Source organism: Pseudomonas paraversuta (assembly GCF_904067025.1).
Taxonomy (GTDB): Bacteria; Pseudomonadota; Gammaproteobacteria; order Pseudomonadales; family Pseudomonadaceae; genus Aquipseudomonas; species Aquipseudomonas paraversuta.
Window position 1 is genome coordinate 2,720,907 of sequence record NZ_CAJFDA010000001.1, and the last position, 23,627, is coordinate 2,744,533.

The 23,627-nt window shown below is 57.0% G+C and carries 20 protein-coding genes and 1 pseudogene; 8 read left to right on the forward strand and 13 right to left on the reverse strand.

What is annotated here, in order from left to right; translation table 11 throughout:
* Nucleotides 1–84: 84 nt before the first annotated feature.
* The 4 genes and pseudogenes from JQ848_RS12430 to JQ848_RS12445 form a co-directional block, all read right to left on the reverse strand.
* Nucleotides 85–1,578, reverse strand: coding sequence for an FAD/NAD(P)-binding protein (locus JQ848_RS12430; protein ID WP_202210768.1), 1,494 nt, complete (start codon nt 1,576–1,578; stop codon nt 85–87).
* A 92-nt stretch (nt 1,579–1,670) separates the two neighbouring features.
* Nucleotides 1,671–2,702 (reverse strand): methyltransferase, encoded by a 1,032-nt coding sequence (locus JQ848_RS12435; RefSeq protein WP_202210769.1) that lies wholly within the window; start codon nt 2,700–2,702, stop codon nt 1,671–1,673.
* Between the two features lie 900 nt (nt 2,703–3,602).
* A pseudogene (locus tag JQ848_RS12440) lies at nt 3,603–3,725 on the reverse strand (IS5/IS1182 family transposase); the annotation flags it as partial.
* Between the two features lie 37 nt (nt 3,726–3,762).
* Nucleotides 3,763–4,683, reverse strand: a complete 921-nt coding sequence (locus tag JQ848_RS12445) for a phage tail tube protein (protein ID WP_202210770.1) — start codon at nt 4,681–4,683, stop codon at nt 3,763–3,765.
* A gap of 230 nt (nt 4,684–4,913) precedes the next feature.
* Between JQ848_RS12445 and JQ848_RS12450 the strand changes: the two genes are divergently transcribed.
* Nucleotides 4,914–5,114 carry a hypothetical protein gene (locus JQ848_RS12450; protein ID WP_202210771.1) on the forward strand — a complete coding sequence of 67 codons (201 nt, stop codon included), beginning with the start codon at nt 4,914–4,916 and terminating at the stop codon, nt 5,112–5,114.
* A gap of 15 nt (nt 5,115–5,129) precedes the next feature.
* The gene (locus JQ848_RS12455) at nt 5,130–5,435 is read left to right on the forward strand and encodes a hypothetical protein (protein ID WP_202210772.1); all 306 of its coding nucleotides are present in this window, start codon (nt 5,130–5,132) and stop codon (nt 5,433–5,435) included.
* A 213-nt stretch (nt 5,436–5,648) separates the two neighbouring features.
* Here JQ848_RS12455 and JQ848_RS12460 read toward each other — a convergent pair whose 3' ends face one another.
* Nucleotides 5,649–6,086: a hypothetical protein gene (locus JQ848_RS12460; RefSeq protein WP_202210773.1), complete on the reverse strand. Its 438-nt coding sequence runs from the start codon at nt 6,084–6,086 to the stop codon at nt 5,649–5,651.
* A 121-nt stretch (nt 6,087–6,207) separates the two neighbouring features.
* Here JQ848_RS12460 and JQ848_RS12465 point away from each other — a divergent pair, with 121 nt between their 5' ends.
* The 4 genes from JQ848_RS12465 (at nt 6,208) to JQ848_RS12480 (ending at nt 11,248) form a co-directional block, all read left to right on the forward strand.
* Nucleotides 6,208–6,540 (forward strand): hypothetical protein, encoded by a 333-nt coding sequence (locus JQ848_RS12465; RefSeq protein WP_202210774.1) that lies wholly within the window; start codon nt 6,208–6,210, stop codon nt 6,538–6,540.
* Nucleotides 6,541–6,917: 377 nt separating this feature from the next.
* The gene (locus JQ848_RS12470) at nt 6,918–8,111 is read left to right on the forward strand and encodes a tyrosine-type recombinase/integrase (protein ID WP_202210775.1); all 1,194 of its coding nucleotides are present in this window, start codon (nt 6,918–6,920) and stop codon (nt 8,109–8,111) included.
* A gap of 20 nt (nt 8,112–8,131) precedes the next feature.
* Nucleotides 8,132–9,718 carry an ABC-F family ATPase gene (locus JQ848_RS12475; protein ID WP_003445814.1) on the forward strand — a complete coding sequence of 529 codons (1,587 nt, stop codon included), beginning with the start codon at nt 8,132–8,134 and terminating at the stop codon, nt 9,716–9,718.
* Between the two features lie 342 nt (nt 9,719–10,060).
* Complete coding sequence (locus tag JQ848_RS12480; RefSeq protein WP_202210776.1) at nt 10,061–11,248, forward strand: MFS transporter; 1,188 nt, start codon at nt 10,061–10,063, stop codon at nt 11,246–11,248.
* An 18-nt stretch (nt 11,249–11,266) separates the two neighbouring features.
* Here the strand turns inward: JQ848_RS12480 and JQ848_RS12485 are convergent, their stop codons facing one another.
* Entirely contained in the window at nt 11,267–12,298 is a 1,032-nt protein-coding gene (locus tag JQ848_RS12485) for an alpha/beta hydrolase family protein (protein WP_160627757.1), read from the reverse strand.
* Between the two features lie 171 nt (nt 12,299–12,469).
* Complete coding sequence (locus tag JQ848_RS12490) at nt 12,470–13,081, reverse strand: FMN-dependent NADH-azoreductase (RefSeq protein ID WP_003445824.1); 612 nt, start codon at nt 13,079–13,081, stop codon at nt 12,470–12,472.
* Nucleotides 13,082–13,207: 126 nt separating this feature from the next.
* Between JQ848_RS12490 and JQ848_RS12495 the strand changes: the two genes are divergently transcribed.
* Together JQ848_RS12495 and JQ848_RS12500 are read left to right on the forward strand one after the other, a co-directional pair.
* Nucleotides 13,208–14,116, forward strand: a complete 909-nt coding sequence (locus JQ848_RS12495; protein ID WP_003445825.1) for a LysR substrate-binding domain-containing protein — start codon at nt 13,208–13,210, stop codon at nt 14,114–14,116.
* 8 nt (nt 14,117–14,124) lie between these two features.
* A complete protein-coding gene (locus JQ848_RS12500; protein ID WP_003445826.1) occupies nt 14,125–14,469 on the forward strand; it encodes an MmcQ/YjbR family DNA-binding protein in 345 nt (114 codons plus the stop codon).
* A gap of 4 nt (nt 14,470–14,473) precedes the next feature.
* Here JQ848_RS12500 and JQ848_RS12505 read toward each other — a convergent pair whose 3' ends face one another.
* The 6 genes from JQ848_RS12505 to JQ848_RS12530 all read right to left on the reverse strand — a co-directional run bounded on the left by JQ848_RS12505 (nt 14,474) and on the right by JQ848_RS12530 (nt 23,619).
* Nucleotides 14,474–14,872: a DUF1294 domain-containing protein gene (locus JQ848_RS12505; protein ID WP_202210777.1), complete on the reverse strand. Its 399-nt coding sequence runs from the start codon at nt 14,870–14,872 to the stop codon at nt 14,474–14,476.
* A 35-nt stretch (nt 14,873–14,907) separates the two neighbouring features.
* Nucleotides 14,908–15,738, reverse strand: coding sequence for an undecaprenyl-diphosphate phosphatase (locus tag JQ848_RS12510; RefSeq protein WP_003445828.1), 831 nt, complete (start codon nt 15,736–15,738; stop codon nt 14,908–14,910).
* Nucleotides 15,739–17,348: 1,610 nt separating this feature from the next.
* The gene (locus tag JQ848_RS12515) at nt 17,349–19,196 is read right to left on the reverse strand and encodes a polyurethane esterase (protein WP_202210778.1); all 1,848 of its coding nucleotides are present in this window, start codon (nt 19,194–19,196) and stop codon (nt 17,349–17,351) included.
* A 16-nt stretch (nt 19,197–19,212) separates the two neighbouring features.
* A complete protein-coding gene (locus tag JQ848_RS12520; RefSeq protein ID WP_010657159.1) occupies nt 19,213–20,562 on the reverse strand; it encodes a TolC family outer membrane protein in 1,350 nt (449 codons plus the stop codon).
* A gap of 13 nt (nt 20,563–20,575) precedes the next feature.
* A complete protein-coding gene (locus JQ848_RS12525; RefSeq protein WP_003445839.1) occupies nt 20,576–21,898 on the reverse strand; it encodes an HlyD family type I secretion periplasmic adaptor subunit in 1,323 nt (440 codons plus the stop codon).
* Nucleotides 21,895–23,619 (reverse strand): type I secretion system permease/ATPase, encoded by a 1,725-nt coding sequence (locus tag JQ848_RS12530; RefSeq protein WP_202210779.1) that lies wholly within the window; start codon nt 23,617–23,619, stop codon nt 21,895–21,897. The genes JQ848_RS12525 and JQ848_RS12530 overlap by 4 nt, the downstream gene beginning before the upstream one ends.
* Nucleotides 23,620–23,627: the final 8 nt, after the last annotated feature.

Genomic DNA, 23,627 nt, shown 5'->3' on the forward strand with positions numbered 1-23,627 from the left:
GTTGAATGAGCGGGGGGGACGAGAAATGCCAACGCGCAACTACAAGCCGCGCGCAGGCACTGACTGACAGCTCAGCTCATGACATCAAGCGGCCGCCCCCACTCGTGGAAGCTGACGCATGCTCTCGATGACCTGGTTTGCCAATGGTGTAACCACAACAAGGGCATTCGGTACCCAGACACGCGGGCGGGCCGGCGCGCCGACGAACCAGATGCTCTCCTTGCCGCCAAAACTCTCGTGCGCACCGGCCATGCTCGGCAAGATAGTGATCGCATGCCTGCCCCGCTCACCTGTCACGTCCAACTCGACCCTGCCGTCATCGCTCATGACATACCTGGACTGGTAGTAGCCCGTGGCTGCAACAATGGTGTCAAAGCCATGCACCTCCCCACCCCAGCTGACATTCCATGCATTGGGGCGCCTGTCCGAGTGATCCATCGCGCTGATTTCACCGCCCTCTACGCAGAGAACACCGTCTTCAATGTACTTCAACAGTTTGCGGGCGTTGGGCAGTGCGAGTGCCGTAATGTACCTGTAAAGCAGACGCTCGAAGCGAGGGTGGAAAGAGCCGTCGAAATAGACGTCTTCCTTGTTGTGCACGCCGTTAATGGCATGCATGAAATCAACAACGTATTCCTGCCACTGGCTATCACCACTCTCTGCAATTTCGACTTCTTCTTTCAACCTGCCGAGAACAGTCGATGAATAGGAGAACTGCTGACTCCAGTCTTTGCCAATGTTCTGGCGCAATACCTTGGAGAAGTATTTGACGTACTTATAGTGCAGCGAAGGACTGTACGTCTTGCAGCCCTCCTCCCCTGGCGCCATGACGGATGCGATGTCTTCGCCAACGAATGCTGCCTTTGGGCTGCGCATGAAACGCGCACGTACGGCGGGGAACTCTCCCGACGGGGACAGCATGGTCACTTGATGCCCGTCGCGACAGAGAACGATCGCACTGTCGATGGCCGACAGTTTGCTACCCATCACAAGCACACGGGATTTTTCAGGAATCATCGCCAGCATGCTGGCTTCAGGGTACGGGTTCTTGATGAAGCTCGAATGGTTGAAAAAAGGTTGCGCAACAAGCGGTAAACGAGGCGGCCCAAAGCCCGTGCAGAACACCACATCAGTGACCATCAGAGATGAGGACGGCACCTGAGGGGAGTCAACAAACTCCAGTTCATAGCGGCGGTGGCCATGAATCTTCAGGGCCTTGAACGTACTCGATACATATTTGACGACCACCCCCTGCTCCCGCGCCATGGCGGAATACTGCACAAAGCGGTTCGCCAGGTATCGGCCCACCAAAAACCGCGGCACAAAGCTCTCGGGCGTAGAGGCGTAGCCTTCGCAACTCAAGTGTTCAAGAAAATCCAGGGGCATGTCGTGCAACACCGACATGGTATCAACCGAGGTATTACAGAGAATGTCGCGATCCGTATTCGAGAAAGCGGTTCCCGGGCCGACGGGGTGCGGATCGACCATATAGATGGTTCGCGCAACACCAGCCCTGACCGCAGCGATGAAAGTCGCAACGCCGGCAGCTCCGGCACCGACTATGGCAAGTCTATTCATGGGATTGCCTCCGAAAAGAGTAAGAACGCGTGGCTGACCACACAGGCAAAGCCGCATTGATCATTTGCCAATGCGGCTTTACGCACGATTCACTACACCGCGCATGCCTCAATAATTGATACGTAGCAGCCCGTATCAATAGTGCGGTTCAAGCGCATATCGGCGCTTGCCAACAACTGTTCGAACTCTTTTTTGGTCCGCTCCCTGCCGCCTTCGTAGATACCCATGCACAACAGGTCCATCAACTTCCCGGAGTGCGGCGTGTTTCCCTCCGGAATGAGGGGATCCATGATGAGGATGCGTGCGCCGGGGTTCATAGCTTTGCGGATGTTCTTCAGGATCAGCGATGCCTGCTCATCAGGCCAGTCATGCATGATGTACTTGAGAAGATAAATATCCGCCTTCGGTGCTGACTTGAAGAAATCACCCGAACTCAGCTCCCACCGGGAGTTGTCTGCCAACTCACCCAAGCGGTTCCTTTCCAGAACGTGCGGCTGGTCGTACAAGATTCCGTGGAGACTGGGATTGTTCTGCAGCACACGCAGCAGCAAACCGCCAAAGCCTCCCGCAATATCCGCAACGGTGGCTCCGTCAGGGAACTCATAACTGCGCACCAGGAAAATGTTCTCCACTTCCGACATGGAGGACATGCCGACGTGAAAATCCTCTGCCTGGGCACCAGCCTGCGACCAGTACTCGAAAAAGGATTTGCCATACAGGTGCCTGAACGGGGGATTACCACGGGCACTCTCGATCAGTTCACCGATGGGTCGCCAGAACGTCTCATCGGTAAGCATCAGCACAGCAGAACGCAGTGAATGATCAGCATCGGTACGCAGATAATCTGCCGCCGGCGTGAGCTCAAAAACACCGGGCTCAACCTCGCGGAAAATATCCCGTGTTGCAGTAACTCGCAGCAATCGCTGCAACTTCTGAGGCTCCGCGCCCACGGCCTGCGCCAGATCCACCACTGACTTTGACCCGTCGGCCAGATAATCGGCGACCCCAAGTTGTGCTACTGCCCGCAGGGCTGCCTGATAGGTATAACCCATCGTTTGATCCAGCAAGTGAAGTGCAGCATCTTCGTTCTTGAGTACCAACTGTGATTGTATTTGCTTCGTCATATATACCTCAATCCTTGAGTATTAATGAACTGCGCATCTTTGAATTAAAGATGCAATGCTTATTCGGCTTTTCCGAAGCCTGCTTACCTGCAGGGAGCCGGAGTGTAGTGCCACGAATAACAAACGCAAGTTTTTAATCACATCTATTCAGGAAGCACAGCACCCAACGGGCCTGCACTATAATTTCTTTCCGACAAATGGCTAAGCTCACCTGATTTATGACAGTTGCAATAAAAACAACGTACGCAGATGGCGAGTTTCTATTGCAACGCCCGTTGTAAACTGCCCACTTCGAGAATTCACGACTACAGTGACGCTCACAACGCGCACACGAACAAAGCATGGCGATAGCGAACGTGGTATTCATGCGGGCAATCATTGTGCTGGCGGCTATCGGGGTTCTAGCGTAGACAATTCATTAAGCCCTCACCCCTAGTACAACGGCGTCAGTTCTTCAAGTGTTTATACGTTCGGAAAACCCGAACCCCGGTCAACGTTTCTTTTATCCACACACAAGAGGGCCCAGCCATTGGCAAACAACACAGCTCTGTAAAAGCAGTATCAGCGTTACTACCCCTCCCAGTTTAAAAAGGCAGCTTGCACACGCCTGCAACTTAAAAACCTTCAATAAAAACAAGAAGCCCGGCCGCCGACGGACTTCACGCTCAATACAATAACCCCCTCCCCCTCTTCACAGAGGCAGAAAGTGCAGAACACAAGTTACCTCAACCCTTCGTTCTTTTCGTAAACCCGATAACCATAAAGACGCACCCAGGTATCCAGATTCCGGGTATTGAAGTGGCGAGACCTACAGCAGGCAGCGAGACCCCGACTACGAATAATGGCTGTTTGAATGCATTTTCCATAACGCAGAATCTCCCCAAAAATCAACCTTATTTATTAGGCAGTGTACGAAAAGTAATGTCGTAAACACCGCATGGTGCAAGCCAGAGAGACCATTGCCGCAAAACTTTTCGCCAATTTGTCGTAACGCGTGCCTATCCGCCGGTTCTCCTTCAGCCAGGCGTGAACACCGGAGCAGTCAAAAGGGGAACAGGATTTACGGGGCAACAAATGGAACGCGAGTGATGGTCGGGCTGATTTTGGCCACGGTGTAGTTGAGCGAAACTTCGACCAAGTCTCGCTTGCCTCCACTTGGCAGCTCCCCATCGACCTCCACTGCAGGGAAGTCAAAGATGTACTTGTTGCCCAGGCTGTCAGTAATCGGGAAGTGAATGGCCACTGGTACACGGGTAAACGTGTTCTTCCAGATTTCCCACGCCCGGGCAGACCATGCCAGCGTGATAGTCCCTGTGATGGCTGCTTCGGTGGCGATTTGTGCGCCCGGACCGAGCCTGTCGCTGCCGATGCATCTCTGTGCCTGAAGGCTGTTGTCCAGATTGATGGTCATGGCCGATACGCAGGCCGACCCTTCAAGCGAAGTACCATCAACCAGAATGGTGCCAACGTTGTTTTGGCTCAGAAATGGAGTGGTGGTCGGATCGGCCGGAGCTGCTACGAGTGGCGAATCGCTGTCGGTGTAGTCCAGGCACGCCATGTTGAAGGTGGCCGTGATCTTGCCGTCAGCCGGGATGTCCAGGGCAAAGGTTGATACGTGAGCGCCCTTGAACAGGCTGTAAACGCCTACGTCGGTGTAACCCTTAGCAATGCTGAAGGTGTGACGTACATCGCCAACAGTCAGAACGTTAGAGGTCCATGCACCGTAAAAGGCAGCCTCAAGCAGCTCGTCAAACGATCCGTAAGAAAACTCGGCCGCCAGATCGCCAGCGATATCGACGCTGGTGGTCACCGAGCCCTGGCTTACACGGGATTCGGTGATCTCGTCGCTGACCACGGTGTTAACCGTAGGCGTCAGCGCGTTGCCTGTCAGGCGCAACGTGTTCCATGTGCCGGTTGTTGGGGTAATACCTGGTGTCACTTCGGGAATGATGTGACTGACGATTTTTGCGCCGGAGCTCATCGGTGCCTCCTTAGATCAATTGATCCGGGGAGGCGTGATGAGCAGAGAGGCCTATCGGCGGGTCTGGTCAGCGTGCCCGGTAAATTTGGGTAAATTTATGCTGGGTCGAACGTGCGGATAATTGTTGGAACTGGGTCGCCGAGCATCCATATGGCTTGCTCGCCATCCTCTAGCTCTGGCTCTTCCCTTGGGAGGCTGTAACCGAAACCAGAACGATCGCCAGTCTGCCCATGCACTATCTTGCTCGGGTCGCCATGGTCAATGGCCTGCAATGGCAGCTCTACCCTGTCGATTTCAAAACCGAAGAAGGCACCTTCAGTGTTTACCTCTACGCCATCAACCGCGAACACGCGGCAGCGATCCTGCAGGAGCTGAAAGAAACCGCCGTCTTGCGCGAAGGCGACCTTGTGGGCATCACCCGCAACGACTAATCCCGAGGCAATCCAATGAACTCAATCGCACAGCGGGCGCTTGATCGTGCCCGCGAAATACCTGCAGCTGTAGTGGTCGCCCCTGCTCAAGCAGCAATAGCGCTGCCTGAGATAGTGATCACCGGCCCAATCAATCGCGTCATGCAGCTTGAGGGTCAGCGCTTCGCCGTGGATGTAGTGAAGTCGCTCGGCTCTTCAATCAGAAACCCGCTGGTGATTGCCAGCACCATCCGGAATCTGACAGCAACGGCTGCAGCCTCGCCATCGAGTTATGCCAGTGGCATCAAGCTGGTAACTGACCTGCTAAGGGAGGAGCTATGACAGCCCTCCGCCGAACAGTAAAGATCCGCGGCGCACCCATACAGGCGCTGGACCTGCAAACGATCTGTGACAAATGCAACAGATCACGCGCCCACGGCAACCACACCGAATGCAGCAAGTTGCGCCAGACCGAAGCGGCTGAGCGTCGCGCACGAGAGAATATATAACTCACCACCCCTAAGGCGCAGGCGCCCAAGGCAAGGCAGTTATCGCTCAACTACCACTAGCAGCGCAGCCCACATTCCTTTCCCGGCCATGAGTCCAGACAGATTCGAAGTCGAAGACTTCACCCGACATCGTGTCGACACAGGTTGCTTGGATGATGAGCAAACTAAAGTCATTATTACCGTCTACACCGATGTATTTAACGTTATCTGCAGAAATAAGCTTGTCAACTTTGAGCTGTCTGCCCTGTAAGTTTTCAGGCGTTATCCAAGTCAATGTCTCTTCATTGGCTTGGATCGTCCAGAACGGCTCATTACCTCTTGCGACAAACTTTTTAACGGTTTCGTTCGACTCAATTTTTTGAGGTGAGCCTGCCTTGAATGTTTGGAATTCAGCTACATCGCCAACAGGTTGAGGCTGGTGACATGCCGTCAACACTGACATTAAAAAAGCGCCCCCGAGCACCGAAAATATTCTGTAACTCATGGTGATACATTCCTTCTAGGTGTAGCGATCCAACATAACAAAATACATTCACATTACTAGCCCTGTCAGTTCGCCCTCCCTTCAATTCAAAGTCAACCGCTATAGCGACAAGGACGAAGTCATGCCTGAACAAAATGTTTTTACTCAACCGCTCCCCGTCAATCGCGATGCTGATTGTTGGTGGTCGCATCCCGATTACCTGTCAGAGTTCGACGACGAAATCACCGAAGCGCAGTTCAACGATTGGTGCGAGCGCCACCAGGTGGAAACGAAGATCACCTACATGGAATCCGATGTAGAACCCGAAATCTTCGACACCTACATGAGTGACGGGCAGGTCAATTGCTCAGCCTGGGAGATCCAGCATCCGGCAGAGCCGGGCTGGTTCATTCTTTCGATTCATGATGCTGAAGATGGGCCGGTCTGCATTTGGGGTCGGCAGGTAATGCCATGACCACCCCAAAGGCGGCATGTGCTGCGCTTGCCAGCACGCCCGCCGAGATTGCAGCGCCCTTCCCTTCATAGATATGCCGCCGATACAGCGCGATGCCAGCACGGTCATCGTGCGGTGCACCGACTTCAAGCGTTAGGCCTAAGTCTCTATCTAAACCACCTTCTGCCGCCAAGCGCGGCATGGAGCATCACCATGGCAGCAGCAGAACAGCTTGATGAAAACGTCATGGGCGACAAGGTGCCCGAAGCGAAAATGGCCGAGATCCTCGGTACCACAATCGCCGCCTTACGCTCGAAGCGTGCACGGAATCAAATTCCCCTCGGAGTTTGGAACAAGCATGGCAGCAGGATCCTCTACAGCATTAGGAGATATCACGAATGGCTCGAAAGTCAGTGGGTATGCCCGCAGGAATGGACATCCACCACGGTTCAATCCGCATCCGATTTATGTGGAACGGCTGCAGGCGCAGTGAAACGCTCCCCTATCCCCCGACACAGAAAGGCATCAAATCAGCCGCACAGACTAGTGATCAGGTAAACAGCCTGATCAAGCTGGGGTTGCTCGACGACGATAAGTACGCCGAGCTGTTCCCTGGCTCTACAAACGTATCCGGCGGAAAAATCAATTTTGGAGAGTATGCCCAGCTCTGGCTGGATAGCCGCGAAATTGTCGGCGGTACAAAGCTTGGGTATACGGGAGCGCTGAACCTGTACTGGATGCCGACCCTTGCATTGGTGCGGATCGATTTGATCACCACCACACTTCTGCGCCGCACAATGGCGAGCATCAAATGGTCGTCGCCGGCAGTGAAGCGTAATGCCTTAGTCAAGCTTTCGACGATCCTCAAGTCCGCGGTTTCAGAGGAGCTAATGGCGAAGAACCCGGCAGCACCACTTGAGCTTCCGAAGCGAAGCAGGAAAGAAATTGACCCCTTCACTCTGGAGGAAGCCAACACCATCATCGAGAAGCTGTACCAGCACGATCACTGGCCCAGCACTATTTATGCGGCTTTTTTCGAGTTTGTGTTTTTTACGGGTATGCGTCTATCTGAAGCCCTGGCCTTGCGGTGGGATGCAGTGAGCATTGAGAAAAGGACTGCCCACGTCTGTCGTGGGATTGCCTTGGGGGAAGTGGTGGAGCGCACAAAAACTGGCGGTGATCGCTTTGTTCTACCCAACGAGCGAGCATTGCACGCTCTGTCGTTTGCCAAAAAATATGCAGAGCGTCGGAAAACAGGGGTAGGAAAGATCCTTGAAACGCCTTTCATTTTCCCTCCATCAAAGAACAGCGAGTACGTGAGACAGACGTCTGACCTACACAAACAGTGGAAGTCCACCCTGAAAACACTGGGGTTGCGATACAGACCACCATACAACTGTCGTCACACCTATGCGACAATATGCATTATGTCTGGCATGAACCCCGCATTCATCTCTCAGCAGCTTGGCCATAGCGTCCAAATGTTGCTGTCGACTTATGCGCGATGGATCAACTCAAGCTCAGATTGGAGTGAGCTTGAAAAACTCCAAATTGGTCCCAAATTGGTCCCAGCCCAAATACGCGCTCTCTAAGCTATTGATAGGTAAAGTAATTGATCTCCACAGCTAACATCACGATGCAGTTCGGCGCAAAGCCGCTATTCGAGAACGTATCCGTAAAATTCAGCGCCGGTAACCGTTATGGTTTGATCGGCGCCAACGGTTGCGGCAAGTCCACCTTCATGAAAATCCTCGGCGGAGACCTTGAGCCGTCCGGCGGTCAGGTCATGCTGGAGCCGAACGTACGTCTGGGTAAATTGCGTCAGGACCAGTTCGCCTACGAAGAATTTACCGTGATCGATACCGTGATCATGGGCCACGAAGAGCTGTGGAAGGTCAAGGCTGAGCGCGACCGCATCTATTCACTGCCGGAAATGACCGAAGAAGACGGTATGGCCGTGGCCGAACTCGAAACCGAGTTCGCCGAAATGGACGGCTACACCGCTGAATCCCGTGCCGGCGAATTGCTGCTGGGCCTGGGTATCGGTATCGAGCAACACAACGGCCCGATGAGCGAAGTGTCCCCAGGCTGGAAGTTGCGGGTATTGTTGGCGCAGGCACTGTTTTCCGATCCTGAAGTACTGCTGCTCGACGAACCGACCAACCACCTGGATATCAACACCATCCGCTGGCTGGAAAACATTCTGACCCAGCGCAACAGCCTGATGATCATCATCTCCCACGACCGGCACTTCCTGAACAGTGTCTGTACCCACATGGCTGACCTTGACTACGGCGAGCTGCGCCTGTTCCCGGGTAACTATGACGAGTACATGACGGTTGCGACCCAGTCGCGCGAGCAACTGCTGTCGGAAAACGCCAAGAAAAAGGCCCAGATCAACGAGCTGCAATCGTTCGTCAGCCGTTTCTCGGCCAACGCCTCGAAATCCAAGCAAGCCAGCTCCCGTGCCAAGCAGATCGACAAGATCACCCTGGCCGAGGTCAAGCCTTCGAGCCGTGTCAGCCCGTTCATTCGTTTCGAACAGAACAAAAAGCTGCACCGCCAGGCGGTCATCGTCGAGAATATGGCCAAGGGCTTCGACGGCAAGACCCTGTTCAAGGACTTCAGCTTTACCGTTGAAGCCGGTGAGCGCGTAGCGATCATTGGTCCGAACGGTATCGGCAAAACCACACTGTTGCGCACCCTGGTCAATGAACTGACGCCGGATGCAGGTACGGTCAAGTGGACTGAAGCGGCAGAACTGGGCTACTACGCCCAGGATCACGCCCACGACTTCGAAGACGACTACACCCTGTTCGATTGGATGGGCCAGTGGACCCAGGGCGAGCAAATGGTACGTGGCACTCTGGGCCGCATGCTGTTCTCCAACGATGACATCCTCAAGTCGGTGAAAGTGATTTCCGGTGGTGAGCAAGGTCGCATGCTGTTCGGCAAGCTGATCCTGCAAAAGCCGAACGTGTTGATCATGGACGAACCGACCAACCACCTTGACATGGAATCCATCGAAGCACTGAACCTGGCGCTCGAGAACTACCCTGGCACCCTAGTCTTCGTCAGCCATGACCGTGAATTCGTATCCTCGCTGGCCACTCGTATTATCGAGCTGAGCCCAAGCGGCGTGATCGACTTCAGCGGTACTTACGATGACTACCTGCGCAGCCAGGGCGTTGTGTTCTGATATCGGACACTGCGCATCGCTGAACAAAGCGTCATAACGAAAACCCCGTCACACTGACGCAATGCTGTTCACATAAGTAAACCCTGCCTTTGCAGGAGCGAGCTTGTCTCGCGATGATTGTTAACGAGAATGCGTGTTACAGATTGAACACAGCACCCTCGAGCACATCGCGATACAAGCTCGCTCCCACCGTTGAGACAGCAGTCGTTTACGTGACCGGCATTGCGCCCGCTGACGGGGTTTTTCGTTTCTGCCAGACCACGAATATCGTTAGCCTGCTTTCTTTTGTCCCGGGGCCACGCCATGATGCCGGTCTACGACTGACAGCCGGACACTCTGCTTATGCCTGCGCAACATCCCTCCCCCGCGAGCTCGCTGTCGGTCACGCTGCAAATTCTGTCAATTGTGTTCTACACCTTCATCGCCTTCATCTGCATCGGCCTGCCGATTGCCGTATTACCGGGCTATGTCCATGACCAGCTGGGTTTCAGCGCCGTGGTTGCAGGCCTGGCCATAGCGTCACAGTACCTGGCCACCTTACTCAGCCGACCCGGGGCCGGACGTCTGGTGGACAGCCGCGGGACCAAGCCCGCCATCGTTTATGGCCTGACCGGAATCGCCATCAGTGGCGCTCTGACGTTGCTGGCAGTGATGCTCCAGGACTGGCCATTGCTGAGCCTGGGGGTCTTGATTGTCGGGCGGATTTTCCTGGGCATCGCCCAGGGGCTGATAGGTGTCGGCACTATTGTCTGGGGTATTGGCCAGGTTGGCGCCGAGCACACTGCCCGGGCAATCGGCTGGAACGGCATCGCGTCCTACGGTGCCATTGCCATAGGTGCGCCGCTGGGGGTGGTGATGATCGACCGCCTTGGCTTCCTCAGCCTGGGCATCGCCCTGCTAGTGCTGGCGGTGCTGGCACTGCTGCTGATACGCAACAAGCCTTCGATCCCGGTGGTTCGCGGCGTCCCACTGCCCTTCTGGTCAGTGTTCAGCCTGATTGCCCCGTACGGCATCGGCCTGACTCTGGCCTCCATTGGCTATGGCACCCTCACCACATTCATCACCCTGTTTTATATCGACCGCGGCTGGTTCGGCGCAGCCTATTGCCTGTCGGTATTCGGTGTGTGCTTTATCCTGGCGCGGCTGTTATTCACTAACAGCATCAATCGCTTTGGCGGCTACAGCGTGGCGATCGCCTGCATGACCATCGAAACCGTCGGTCTTGGATTGCTGTGGCTGGCCCCCTCAACCGGCTATGCCCTTGCGGGTGCGGGGCTGGCGGGGTTTGGCCTGTCCCTGGTGTACCCGGCCCTTGGCGTAGAAGCCGTCAAACAGGTGCCCCTCTCCAGCCGCGGCGCGGGGTTAAGCGCCTATGCCGTGTTCTTCGATCTGGCGCTGGCCATTGCCGGGCCGATCATGGGCGCCATTGCCTTGAACATGGGTTACCCATGGATCTTTTTCAGTGCAGCACTTTTGAGTGTTCTGGGCTTGACCCTGACGGTCGGGCTATCCCTGCGCAAAGCCCGCTAGCGCCTCGACCAACAGTCCTTACGGACCTGTTGCGACCGTACTCGTGGTTGGCGATGAGCCCAGGGTTTTGCTGAAAAACCGCCCGGCCTCATAAATCAGATCGCGATGGACATTCTCACGATCGACCCCCAGGGCATCCGTACACAAACCGGGCATTACCGCCTTTTGTGCATCGGTACAGGGCGCCATGAACACAAAATGCCCGGCACCGGGGATCACCTTGAACTCAGGCTCCACCGGCAGTTTGCGCGCCAGGGCATCGGCGTTTTTATCGGGGTACACCAGCTTGTCGTTATCGCCGCTGTAGAGCAGCACGGGCACATGCACTTGCGCCAGGGTTTCACGCCCGAACATCAGGCTCAACGGCGCCATCAATAACAGCGCACGCACCCGTGGATCGGCTACCGGCACCAGATCATCGCGGTCGGCGGTCAACTCGCCCTTGGTGGTGCACGCATCATGATCATCCGGGCGTTCCTGACAGTAACGGCGCAGGCGGTCCAGATCGGGCTGGGCTCCGGCCAGGATCAGAGCCGTTTCGCCCCCTGCGGAATAACCGATGACTCCCACCTCATCGTCATGCACATAGGCCGAGAGTTCGGGGTCGGCCAGCACAGCGCTGATGGCCGCCGAAATCTGCATCGGGCGGCCGTAAAGATTACTCAAGGTGCCCAAACGGCTATGGTCCTTATAGTTATCTCCGGGGTGCAGTACCGCCACCACCACAAACCCCTTGCGCGCCAGCGATGTAGCCAGATCGTGCAGGGCCAGCGGCGTCCCCGTGTTGCCATGGGACAACAGCAGCAGCGGGTAATGGCCCATGGCGATTTTGGCCTCTTCGGCGGCCTCGATCTCATAACCGCCGATTTTGCTTATGCCTTCGGCATCAGTGGACGGATAAAAGGCAATGGCATGCATCGGCTGTTCATCCAGCGGATCGAGAAAACTCAGGCGATGAAAACCAGCACTCCAGTGCACCGCGGGCTCGGCCTGCGCCATGACGGGGCAAGTTGCCAACAACAAAACCAGTACTGCCCACAGACGCATCATCGATGCTCACCTTGAATGACGCCCGGTTAATGCCAGCGCTGCCAGGACCTTGATCCAGAGGCTTTGCATAACCCGAGCCAGAGGCTAAGGCCAGACTTAAAAAAACTCCGTACCCTGGCCACTTCAAGCGCCCAGAATACAGAGTTTAGTAGGTGTAACGATTTAGATAACTTACGCCGCGCTGAACAGATCCTGCTTAATTTGCGCCTGTGCATCGTTCATGGCTTTGCTGCGAACTTCATCACCATAGGCAAGGCCATGGGCCCGTACGAACTCAACATCGGTGATCCCCAGAAAGCCCAACAGCACCTTCAGATAATCGTCGTGGGCTGCGCCAGTGGCTTGCCCGGCGTGCATGCCGCCGGAAGTCGAAACCACGATGACTTTCTTGTTGCCGCACAGGCCCTGGGGGCCGGCTTCGGTGTAGCGGAACGTCTGGCCGGCCACTGCGATCCGGTCGATCCAGGCCTTGAGCTGAGTTGGAATGGTGAAGTTGTACATCGGAGCAGCAATCACCACTGCGTCCGCTTCCAGAAATTGTGCCAGGGTTGCAGCGCTCAACTCGGCTTCGTGCTTTTGCGCCGCATCGCGCAATTCGGCCGGGGTACCGGCGGCCACCAGAGTCGCTGCCGAGAAGTGATTAATGGCCTCGCTGGCCAGGTCACGATAACTCACTTCAACCCCTGGCTCTGCCGCTTGCCAGGCCTTGACCACTTCGCGGCTCAACTGACGCGAAGCCGAGTTGTCGCCCAGAATGCTCGAATCGATATGCAATAGTTTCATGGTGATCTCCAAGTGAGGACCGCCACTGGGCGATCAAGTGAGGTAGATGCTACCAATGAAAGCAATCGACGATAAGGCTGCCAACATGCGATAGTTCGTCCCACCTGTAGGACAGTGAGCCCAGCCATGCAAGACCTTAACGATCTCTATTACTTTGCCAAGGTGGTCGAAGCCGGTGGTTTCGCTGCTGCCGGCCGTTTGCTCGGCATTCCAAAATCGCGTTTGTCGCGACGTGTGGCCGAACTTGAGGAACGTCTCGGGGCGCGCCTGCTGCAGCGCACCACGCGTCAGTTGAAGCTGACCGCCGTCGGCGAGCGCTACCTGAGCCATTGCCAGGCCATGTTGCTGCAGGCCGAGATGGCAGACGAGGCTGTCGCCAGCATGTCCAGCGAGCCGCGGGGGCGCTTGCGGGTGTCCTGCCCGGTGGGGCTGGCCCATGAATTCATGCCCGGAGTCATCAGCTCTTTTCTGAGTGCCTACCCACACGTACAGCTGGAAGTGATTTTGCTCAACCGGCGCGTCGACCTGATCACCGAGGGCATTGATGTGGCCTTGCGTGTGCGCGAACTGGGGGATGAAGACCCGTTGCTGGTCACCCGCCGCTTACGTCAGGCCCAGACGGTAATGGTTGCCAGCCCGGAATTTGCCCGCCAGTGGCCGATCAATAGTCCTGACGACCTGAAAAACGTGCCACTGCTGGGCGCACTTGAAGCTGACCGCATGGTCCATCTGCGGATGCTCGATGAACAGGGCAAAGCCAGCGACCTGGTACTGGAAGCACGGCTTGGCATTGATGATTTTGTGGTACGCAAAGCCTGCGCACTGTCCGGTCTTGGTTTTACCGTGCTGCCCATGATGTATTGCGAACAGGAACTGCAAAGTGGCCAGTTGGTACAGCTACTGCCCAAGTGGTCACTGCCCGGCGGCTGGCTGCATGCCGTATACCCCCATCGACGCGGGGTGATGCCGGCCGTGCGGGCCTGGATCGATCACCTGGCCGAAACGTTCAACCGTTGTGGAGACAAATTGCTATGAACCAGGCCATGACCAAGCAACAGGTAGCCGACTTCTGCCGCAGCTTGCCCGGGGTCAAGGAGGATGTGAAATGGGGCGGGGTCGAGGTGTTCTACATCGACCAGAGCAAGATGTTTGCCCTGTTCAACCTCAACAGCAACGGGCTGTCGTTCAAGGTCGAGAAAGACTTGTTCCTGGGCTACGTGGACCGCCCGGGGATACGCCCGTCACCGTATCTGGCGCGGGCGTACTGGATCAATATGCAGGCGCCCTACCCCATGGGCGCCGCAGAGTTACAAGACCTGCTGCGCCGCTCCCACCAGCTGGTGGTCGGCAAACTGCCGAAAAAACGGCAGATCGGCTTGCTCCTCTGATGGCTTACAGATCCGCGAAGGTCAGCTTCAGGAACAGCACATCAATCCACAGTGCCTGATGCACGGCCACGATCAGCCAGAACCACAGCTGATAGGAGAGTTTGCGGGTTTTATGGCGAAACAGCTGTTGCGCCACCAGCGCCCCGGGCCAGCCGCCCAGCACCTCTACCCCGTGCAAGACCTTCTCCGGGGTGCGCCACTGACCGGCTTTGGCCTGTTGCTTGTCGTACCAGTACAGAGCAAACGCCAGGCAGCTTGCCAGGCCATAGACCAGTAACGGTACGCGGCTGATGCCGGTGAGCAACAGACTCACCGAACCGCCCAAGGGCAACGCGCAGACTGCTACAAACACCAGCAGCTTGATCTTCAGGCCACGAATCGGCGCGCCGTTTTTATCGGGCATCCCTCCATGGCCCGCACCTTCCTTCGCTGCTTTTCTCACGCAGAAGCTGCCGACCAGTTGATCCAGCCAAACTGCCAGGTCGCCAGAATCAGCAGACCGAATGCAATCCGGTACCAGGCGAACGCGGCATAACTATGGTTCGAAATGAACTTGAGCAAGGCCCGTACTGCGATCATCGCGAAGATAAACGAGGTCACAAAACCAATCGCGAACACCGGCAAATCGTCCGGCTGGAACAGGTGACGGTATTTATAACCCGAATACACCGCCGCACCGACCATGGTCGGCATTGCCAGGAAGAACGAGAACTCGGTAGCCGCCTTGCGCGACAGGCCAAACAGCAGGCCGCCGATAATTGTGGAACCCGAACGCGACGTGCCGGGGATCATGGCCAGACATTGCGCAAAACCGATTTTCACTGCGTCTTTCCAGGTCATGTCGTCTACGGTTTCAGCACGGATCACATGCTGGCGACGTTCGGCCCAGAGCATGATCACACCGCCCACCACCAATGCCGTGGCCACAGTAATGGGGTTGAACAGGTACTCATGAATCACGTCGGCAAAAATCACCCCCAGCACCACCGCCGGCATTACCGCGATGATCAGGTTGACAGTAAAGCGCCGGGCTTGTGGTTGAGTTGGCAGACCGACGACAACGTCGATGATCTTGCGGCGAAATTCCCAGACCACGGCCAGAATCGCACCCAGCTGAATAATGATATTGAACGCCATGGCGCGTTCGCCGCCGAAGTTCAGCAAGTCCGCCACAATGATTTGGTGGCCGGTACTCGAGATCGGCAAGAATTCCGTAAGGCCTTCTACTACACCCAGTATCAACGCCTGTGCGGCAGTCCAAAGATCCATCGTTCCCCCATAAGGCCCTGCGTCTTGCAGAGCGGATTAGTCAAAAATCGAGATGTGAGTGCAACCGCTGCCGCGGGGGTGGGTTACAGCCGTGTCATTTTCACCAAGGTGATGTGAAATAACTGTCGGAAATCAATAAATATCCGGCGTTGGAATTCCGGCCGAGATCCTATCAGACGCATTCCAGTTTGGCTGCTATGACATCGAGAGGGGGGCCAGATCAAAACGATCCAGTAGTCGCTGTTTTGCTTTTTGCTTGTTGCTTTTAAAAACGATGTCCCTGCCGCCACTGGATAGTCGAAACGACGCGGATGCCCATCACAGAAGGCCGAACGCAGGTGCTGTTGTGGGGGCGAAACCTGTATTTCAGATAAACGCCTGTGCCGGATATGTACTCGGTAGATCTATGATGCCCCTCCCGCCACTCGATAGCCGGAACGACGCGGATGCCCATCACAGGAGGCCGAACGCAGGGGCTGTTGTGGGGGTGGCGAGGCAGGACGCCGAGCCAGCCGTGCCGGGCCATGGATGGCCCGTCACGGCGTGCCCCCACAACAGTGCCGGAGTGAGGGCACCGGGCGAGCCTAGGCGAGCTCGGCCGTATGGTAGGGCGCAGACCTTTTGGTTCCTTTTGGGGCGTTTGCCAAAAGGGACTCGCCGTAAGGGCGAAACCCGTAAAAAGCCGTGATACATAGAACGGATATATACGCTCAGTTTTAACTGCGGTACCGCGTACATATCCGTTACAGACGTTTAACTGAAATATCGGTTTCGCTCTTACAGCGAGTCCCTTTTGTCAAACAGCCGAGTGTCGGACCACCACAAAAAGAACCAAAAAGGCCTTGCCCCAGCGTACGGCCTTCGCTGCGCTCAGGTTCCCTCGCTCCGGCCCCGCTCCGTGGCCACGCCGTGACGGGCCATCCATGGCCCAACACGGCTCTCCCGGCATCCATGCCGGGAGGACCACTACGCAGAACCTCCTCTCGGCCTCCCGAAGGGGCCAGTAGATCAAGATCAAAAACAAATCAAAAGCAGATCAAAAGCAGATCAAAAGCAGATCAAAAGCAGATCAAAAACGACCTTGTAGGCGCTGTTTTGCTTTTTGCTTTTAAAGACGATGTCCCTCCCGCCACTCGATAGCCGGAACGACGCGGATGCCCATCACAGGAGGCCGAACGCAGGTGCTGTTGTGGGGGTGGCGAGGCAGGACGCCGAGCCAGCCGTGCCGGGCCATGGATGGCCCGTCACGGCGTGCCCCCACAACAGTGCCGGAGTGAGGGTACCGGGCGAGCCTAGGCGAGCTCGGCCGTATGGTAGGGCACAGACCTTTTGGGTACTTTTGGGGCGTTTGCCAAAAGTACCTCGCCGTAAGGGCGAAACCCGTAAAAAGCCGTGATACATAGAACGGATATGTACGCTCAGTTTTAACTGCGGTACCGCGTACATATCCGTTACAGACGTTTAACTGAAATATCGGTTTCGCTCTTACAGCGAGTCCCTTTTGGGGCGTTTGCCAAAAGTGCCTCGCCGTAAGGGCGAAACCCGTAAAAAGCCGTGATACATAAAACGGATATGTACCTGTGTGGCTGCTACCGGAAGCAGGCTCGGCCCTAGGCGATAACGATATCGCTACCCACCAGCGAGGCCAGTCCCACACCGACCAAGGTCACCGAGTCACTGCCAAAACTCAGCACGGTGTCATTCCCGGACACACTGGCATGGGCCCGGTAATCGGCCTCATGACCACCCTCCACGCCCAGGAAAACCAGGCGGTCGGCGGGCTGATAGCCCAGCAAGGTGTCGTTGCCAAAATGCCCGCTGAAGACAAAGGTATTGCTACCACCCACCGATTCCAGCAGGTCATCACCAGCGCCACCGATAAACACATCATTACCCGCCGATCCAAGCAAATGATCGTTGCCGCCCTGACCCAGCAGCCAGTCACCGTGATCACCGGCCTTGAGGGTGCTGTCGCCCGGCCCTGCGTTCACCGAATGGGTGTAGTCCGTGCGGCTATTGCCGGCCCATAGACCGTCATCGGCAACCCGATGGCTGACCGCCTTGCTCAGCCCCAGCCAGCCGGGCTCATCGCTGACTAACAGGCTGATATCCCGGGCAAGGGTGATACCGCCATGGTTGTCGCGCACATACAAAGTGCCCTGTCCGTCATTGACTACATCTACCCGGTTCAGGGACTGCTGCAGGTCCAGAGTATTGACCCCCTTGCCCCCCAGAATGATGTTGTAACCACCGCTGTCGCGAAAGCTGTCATTGCCATCGCGACCTTCGAGAAAGTCATTGCCGCGCCCGCCCTGGATCAGGTCGTTACCCTCACTGCCGATGATCAAGGTAGTGCCCGTGTGCTTCTCGGCGTTGCGGTTCAGATCCTGGACCCAGTTATTTTCCCGCGCCGGGTTGGACAGGTTGGCCACCACGATGGTCGAGTCCTTGTGCGTCAGGTCATAGAAGGCCGAATCAAGAATACGGTTCATCCCGCTTTCGTAGCCGCTGGGCAAGTGAGTGACCCAGGTCGAGACATTGGCGATGGAAAACGGCATCAGGTTCCACGCCACAGATGCGTAGTGATCGTTGAAACTCACAATGTTGTTGGTGGCAGACGCTTGATTGGCGTCATGCACTCCCAGGGATGACAGGCTGAAGTCCGACCCGTTGAGGGCGCGGAACACCGGATCGTTCTCATAGCCGATATTCAGCACATTGGAGGTAACGGTACTTTGCGTCGGCGAGGCAAAGGCAATGTAGCTGGCATCACGATAAAACCCTGACCAATGATCGCCACTCAAGTCAGCCAGGCTATTGACGGCCAGCCCGCCCAGGCTATGGCCGCTGACCAGCACATCCTTGCCTGCCAGGCCCTGGCTGCCGGCAAAGGCCGCGACCTTGCCCAATAAAGTGTCAAAGGCGTTGCCGGTGTAATTTTTGGCGTAATCGGCAGGCCCGATGGCGGCCAGCAAATCACTGATGGCATCACCGATGGAATCACTAATCAAGGATTCCCGTGGCCCGCTGGTGCCGCGAAAACCGATACCGATAGCGGTCAGTTGCCCATCGGCGTCGTACTTGCCGAGGATCTCCACTTGGGCGCTGTCATAGCCCGGCTTTTCACCGAAAAATGTCCCGCGCTGATCGACTTTGCCTGCATAACCCAGCTGCTGCGCGCTGATGGGGCTCCAGCCGGCTTTTTCCACCGCTTCCCGGGCCAGTTTTTCCGAGTCCGGGTTCCACGGGATACCCGGCACCACCCCCTGTGAATCCACGCCGCCGAGCACGGCCTTGACCAGGGTGGCGGGCAGACCTGTACCCATGCCATTTTTCTGGTAGCCCACGGCAAAGCCATTATCGAGGTTGTGGTAGCTATAAAGCGTGATCTCCAATGCATCTTTAAACAGTGCCGCAGACACGTTTGACCCTACATCCTTGTAGTCAAAAACTGCCATGGTTTTACTCTCCTGATTAATCAAACGGGTGCACAAAGGCCTCATCGACCCGTGCCAGATCCTGCTCGCCCAGCGTGCCGGCGTAAAAGTGCAATTTGGTCCACGCCAATAAATAGTCGTAGCGGGTTTGTGCCAGATCCCGGCGCGTGGTGTAGAGCTGTTGCTCGGCGTTCAAGGCATCAAGATTGACCCGCTCGCCCCCCAGAATGCTTTGCCGGGTAGAGACCACCAGCGCTTGCGCCGAGGTCAGGGCTTTTTGATAGGCACGCAACTTGTTCCCCCCCGATAGACAGGCGTTGAACTGGCGCCTCAGTTCGATCAGGGTTTCCCGGGTTTTACCTTCCAGTTCATATTCCACCCGGGCCAGATTGCTGCCGGCCTGACGCACCGACGCCGACACCCCGCCCCCTGAATAGAGCGGCAGGCTGACTTCAATGCCGATGGTGTTGGTGTCATAGCGCTGGTTATAGGTGTTGCCGCTGTCGGACTCCATCTTGCGCACGCTGGCATAGGCATTGAGTTTGGGCAGATGGCCGGCGCGGTTGCGCTCGACCTCATAGCGCGCCACCTCCAGTGCCTCGCGTTGCGACGCCAGCTCCGGGTTGTTGGCCAGGGCCATGGCATGCCAGGTGGCGAAGTTGGCCGGCTCCAGCGGTAACGGGTTGAAGGCCGCCGCCAGCGGCTGCAACTGCTCGATGCTCACCGACTCAGTGCCAATCAACGCCCCCAGCTCGCGCAAGGCGGCGTCCTGCTCATCAATGGCCTGGATCTCCTCGGCCGTGGCCAGTTCGTAGCGCGACTCGGCTTCAAGGATGTCGGTGCGGGTGCCCTCGCCCTGTTGAAACATCTGCTGGTTTTGCCGGAACTGCTGTTCGTAGGCTTTTTTCTTGGCGCGGGCGATATCGATCTGATCCTGGGCAAACAGGGCCTGGGTGTAGTGCGTCAGCACACGCACCAACAACTCCTGACTCTTGCTGCGAAAACTTTCATCGGCAAACAGGGCTTGGGCCACACCTTTGCGGTAGTTGGCGTACGCCTCGTAGTCGATCAGTGGCTGCTGCACCATAAAGGTCGAGCCATAGCTGTTGTAGTTGCGGTCCTCATGGGTGTTACCGCGTTCGTTCAAATAAGTGGCCTGGGAGTTGTTGCGCCCCTTGTTGTAGCTATAGGACAACCTGGGTAGCAGGCCGGCGCGGCCAATAACCCGGTTTTCCAGCCCCGCGTCGCGCTCCTTCATGGCCCCGAGAAAGGTCGGATCATTGCGCAGCGCCTGCTCGTATACCTCAAAAGGTCCCATCGCCTGGGCGCTGGCACCCAGGCTTAACCACAGCGCAGCAGCCAGGCTCACTTTAAAAACTGTTTTCATCGGTCGCAGCATCCTATCGCTCAGTCAACGCAGAACCTGCGCGATCCAGCAGCGGTTTGAACAAGTAGTTGAGCAGCGAGCGTTCACCGGTGCGCACAAACATCTCGGCCGGCATCCCGGGTTTGATCACCAGTCCGTTGAGCTTTTCCAGCGCCTGGTCACTGACCGTACTGCGCAGCACGTAGTACGGCATGCCGGTTTTCTCGTCGAGCATCTGGTCGGCCGACACCAGGCTGACTTCACCCGATACCCGCGGCGTAGTGCTCTGATTGAACGCGGTAAACAGAATGTCCACCGCCAGTGCGCTACCCACCCGGTCCACCAGGTTCACCGGCAGACGCCCTTCCACCTCCAGACGTGCGTCCTGGGGCACAATTTCCAGCAAGGTTTCCCCTGCCCGCACCACGGCGCCCTCGGTATGCACCCCAAGGTTGACCGCAATGCCATCCGCCGGTGCAGTGATTTCACTGTGTTGCAGATCAAAGCTGGCCGACGCCAGTTGCTGCTCCAGGGTCAGACTTTTGAGCCGGGCATCGGCCAGCTGGCTGCGGACCTCCTTCTGGTACTCATCAATGTGCTGCGCCAGTTTGAGCCGTGACTCCAGAATGCCCTGCTCGATGCGTCCGCTTTCGCCGCTGTTTTGCGCAAGATCCTGCTGAATCTGCGACAGCTGCCGTTCGTACTCCAGCAAGCGGTTACGCGGGATGTAGCCGTTTTCTGCCAGCGGTCGCAGATTGCTCAACTGTTGACGCAAGGAGTCGGCCTGGGCCAATTGATCTCCCCGTGCCCGGCGCATGCCCGACAGCTGCTGCGCAGCCCCTTCAATGCTGGCCTTGAGCCCCGCCTGCTCGCGGGCAAAGGCCTCCCGACGGCTGCTGAACAATTGCTGCTGACCTTCGAGCACCAGGGCCAGTCGCGGGTCGGGATCGAGACTCAACTCAGGGCCGAAATTCACCCGCTGCAAGTTGTCGCGCTCGCTTTGCCAGCGGGCCACGCTGGCCCGGGCCATGCGGTATTGCGCGCGCAGCGATTGCACATCGGCCTCGACCTGGGTGGGGTCCAGTTGAAACAACGGTTGCCCCTGATGCACCGCCTGCCCTTCGTGCACCAGAATCTGAGTCACCACCCCGGCCCCCAATGACTGCACGGCCTTGCGCTTGCCCGACACCACCACCGTGCCTTGCACGGCAAGCCCCTCGTCCAGCGGCGCCAGGCTGGCCCACAGAAAGAAACTGCCCGCACCGACGATGGTCAGGACCCAGCCCATTCGTACGTAAAAGCCTGCACCCCGTGCTGGCTGATGGTTATCACTCATGATCGGAGCGTCCTTGCTCATGCGCCTGCACTCTGGCGGTTAAGGCTGGTGGGTTTCTGGGCACCGGCCAATGCCTTGAGCACCTCGGCCGTGGGCCCGAACGCCTGGGTCCGGCCTTCATTGAGGACCAGCAATTTGTCGGTCTGGGCCAACGATGAGGAACGATGGGTCACCAGCACCACCGTGCGCCCGTCAGCCTTGAGTTGGGCAATGGCACGGCTCAGCGCTGCATCGCCCACCGTATCGAGATTGGAATTGGGTTCGTCCAGCACCACCAGGCAGGGGCTGCCATACAAGGCCCGGGCCAGCGCCACCCGTTGTTTCTGACCGCCGGACAGACCACTGCCTGCATCCCCCAGCAGCGTGTCGTACCCCTGGGGCAGGCGCAGGATCATTTCGTGCACCCCGGCCTGGCGCGCCGCTTCAACCACTAGCTGCGCATCGGCCTCGCGGAAACGCGCGATGTTTTCGGCAATGCTGCCACTGAACAGCTCGATGTCCTGGGGCAAATAACCGAGGTGGGGGCCGAGCTGGTCGCGATTCCACTGATGGATATCGGCAGCGTCCAGGCGCACGGTGCCGGCCAGCGTTGGCCATACACCCACCAGCACCCGGGCCAGCGTCGACTTGCCGGAACCGGAAGCTCCCAGCACGCCCAGCACTTCCCCGGGGTTGAGGCTGAAACTGACCTGCTGCAAGGTCGCCAGCCGCTTGCCCGGCGGCGCGGCACTGACCTGCTCGAAGCTCACCTGCCCCTTGGGCACAGGCAATGTCATGTTGTCCTGGGTGACCGGATGCTGGCCAAGCAGGCTGTCCAGTCGCTGGTAGGCAAGTCGTGCCGAACTCCATTGTTTCCACACGCCAATCAACTGATCGATGGGGCTCAATACCCGGCCCATCAGGATGGAACCGGCAATCATCATCCCGGCGCTCATCTGGCCCTCAATCACCAGCCAGGCGCCCAGGCCGAGCACCAGCGATTGCAGGCATAAACGCAAGGTTTTGCTGATGGAGCCGATCACGGCCCCGGTGTCACTGGCCTTGTTCTGTTCAGCCAGAAACCGCGAATGCAGGTTGAACCAGCGCTTGCGCAACACACTCAGCATGCCCATTGCCTGAATGGTCTCGGCGTTGTGCAGATGGCTGCTGGCCAGTTGGCTGGATTGCTGGGAGTAGACGCTGGCCCGGGCCAGAGACTGGCGGGTCATGAGTTCGTTGATGCACGCCAGGCCAATTAACAGCACGGCACCGGCCGTGGCCAGCACCCCAAGCCAGAGATTGAACCCATAGATCACAAACAGATAAATCGGAAACCACGGCGCATCGAAGAACGCAAACAGCGCAGGGCCAGTGACAAATTGACGAATCAGGGTCAGATCGCCCAGCGCCTGGCCGGCCTGGGCCTGACCGTTGAGCAGGTTGCGCTCGAATGCCGCCCGATACACCTGTTGGTTGAAGCGGCGCTCCAACTGACTACCGATGCGGATAACAATAAAACTACGGACCGTTTCAAGCATCCCGATAAAGATAAAAAAACCCACGACCATTAATGACAACATGGCCAGTGTCGTGGTGTTTTGCGAAGACAAAACCCGGTCATACACCTGCAACATATAAATGGACGGCACCAGCATTAATATATTGATCAAGGCCGTGAAACAGCCGACGCTGATCAAAATACTTTTATAGTCAGCCAGCACATGTATTAACGGTGCGACAGGCGTATTGTTCAGCCGCTTCATGCATCTTC

Excerpts from the sequence above, each read along its gene's own strand:
- JQ848_RS12530 (WP_202210779.1), bottom strand. The coding sequence starts at position 23,619 with ATGAAGCGGCTGAACAATACGCCTGTCGCACCGTTAATACATGTGCTG.
- JQ848_RS12525 (WP_003445839.1), bottom strand. The coding sequence starts at position 21,898 with ATGAGCAAGGACGCTCCGATCATGAGTGATAACCATCAGCCAGCACGG.
- JQ848_RS12485 (WP_160627757.1), bottom strand. The coding sequence starts at position 12,298 with ATGATGCGTCTGTGGGCAGTACTGGTTTTGTTGTTGGCAACTTGCCCC.
- JQ848_RS12455 (WP_202210772.1), top strand. The coding sequence starts at position 5,130 with ATGAACTCAATCGCACAGCGGGCGCTTGATCGTGCCCGCGAAATACCT.
- JQ848_RS12430 (WP_202210768.1), bottom strand. The coding sequence starts at position 1,578 with ATGAATAGACTTGCCATAGTCGGTGCCGGAGCTGCCGGCGTTGCGACT.
- JQ848_RS12490 (WP_003445824.1), bottom strand. The coding sequence starts at position 13,081 with ATGAAACTATTGCATATCGATTCGAGCATTCTGGGCGACAACTCGGCT.
- JQ848_RS12445 (WP_202210770.1), bottom strand. The coding sequence starts at position 4,683 with ATGAGCTCCGGCGCAAAAATCGTCAGTCACATCATTCCCGAAGTGACA.
- JQ848_RS12510 (WP_003445828.1), bottom strand. The coding sequence starts at position 15,738 with ATGGATCTTTGGACTGCCGCACAGGCGTTGATACTGGGTGTAGTAGAA.
- JQ848_RS12460 (WP_202210773.1), bottom strand. The coding sequence starts at position 6,086 with ATGAGTTACAGAATATTTTCGGTGCTCGGGGGCGCTTTTTTAATGTCA.
- JQ848_RS12435 (WP_202210769.1), bottom strand. The coding sequence starts at position 2,702 with ATGACGAAGCAAATACAATCACAGTTGGTACTCAAGAACGAAGATGCT.
- JQ848_RS12450 (WP_202210771.1), top strand. The coding sequence starts at position 4,914 with ATGCACTATCTTGCTCGGGTCGCCATGGTCAATGGCCTGCAATGGCAG.
- JQ848_RS12505 (WP_202210777.1), bottom strand. The coding sequence starts at position 14,872 with ATGCCCGATAAAAACGGCGCGCCGATTCGTGGCCTGAAGATCAAGCTG.
- JQ848_RS12470 (WP_202210775.1), top strand. The coding sequence starts at position 6,918 with ATGGCTCGAAAGTCAGTGGGTATGCCCGCAGGAATGGACATCCACCAC.
- JQ848_RS12500 (WP_003445826.1), top strand. The coding sequence starts at position 14,125 with ATGACCAAGCAACAGGTAGCCGACTTCTGCCGCAGCTTGCCCGGGGTC.
- JQ848_RS12465 (WP_202210774.1), top strand. The coding sequence starts at position 6,208 with ATGCCTGAACAAAATGTTTTTACTCAACCGCTCCCCGTCAATCGCGAT.
- JQ848_RS12480 (WP_202210776.1), top strand. The coding sequence starts at position 10,061 with ATGCCTGCGCAACATCCCTCCCCCGCGAGCTCGCTGTCGGTCACGCTG.
- JQ848_RS12515 (WP_202210778.1), bottom strand. The coding sequence starts at position 19,196 with ATGGCAGTTTTTGACTACAAGGATGTAGGGTCAAACGTGTCTGCGGCA.
- JQ848_RS12495 (WP_003445825.1), top strand. The coding sequence starts at position 13,208 with ATGCAAGACCTTAACGATCTCTATTACTTTGCCAAGGTGGTCGAAGCC.
- JQ848_RS12520 (WP_010657159.1), bottom strand. The coding sequence starts at position 20,562 with ATGAAAACAGTTTTTAAAGTGAGCCTGGCTGCTGCGCTGTGGTTAAGC.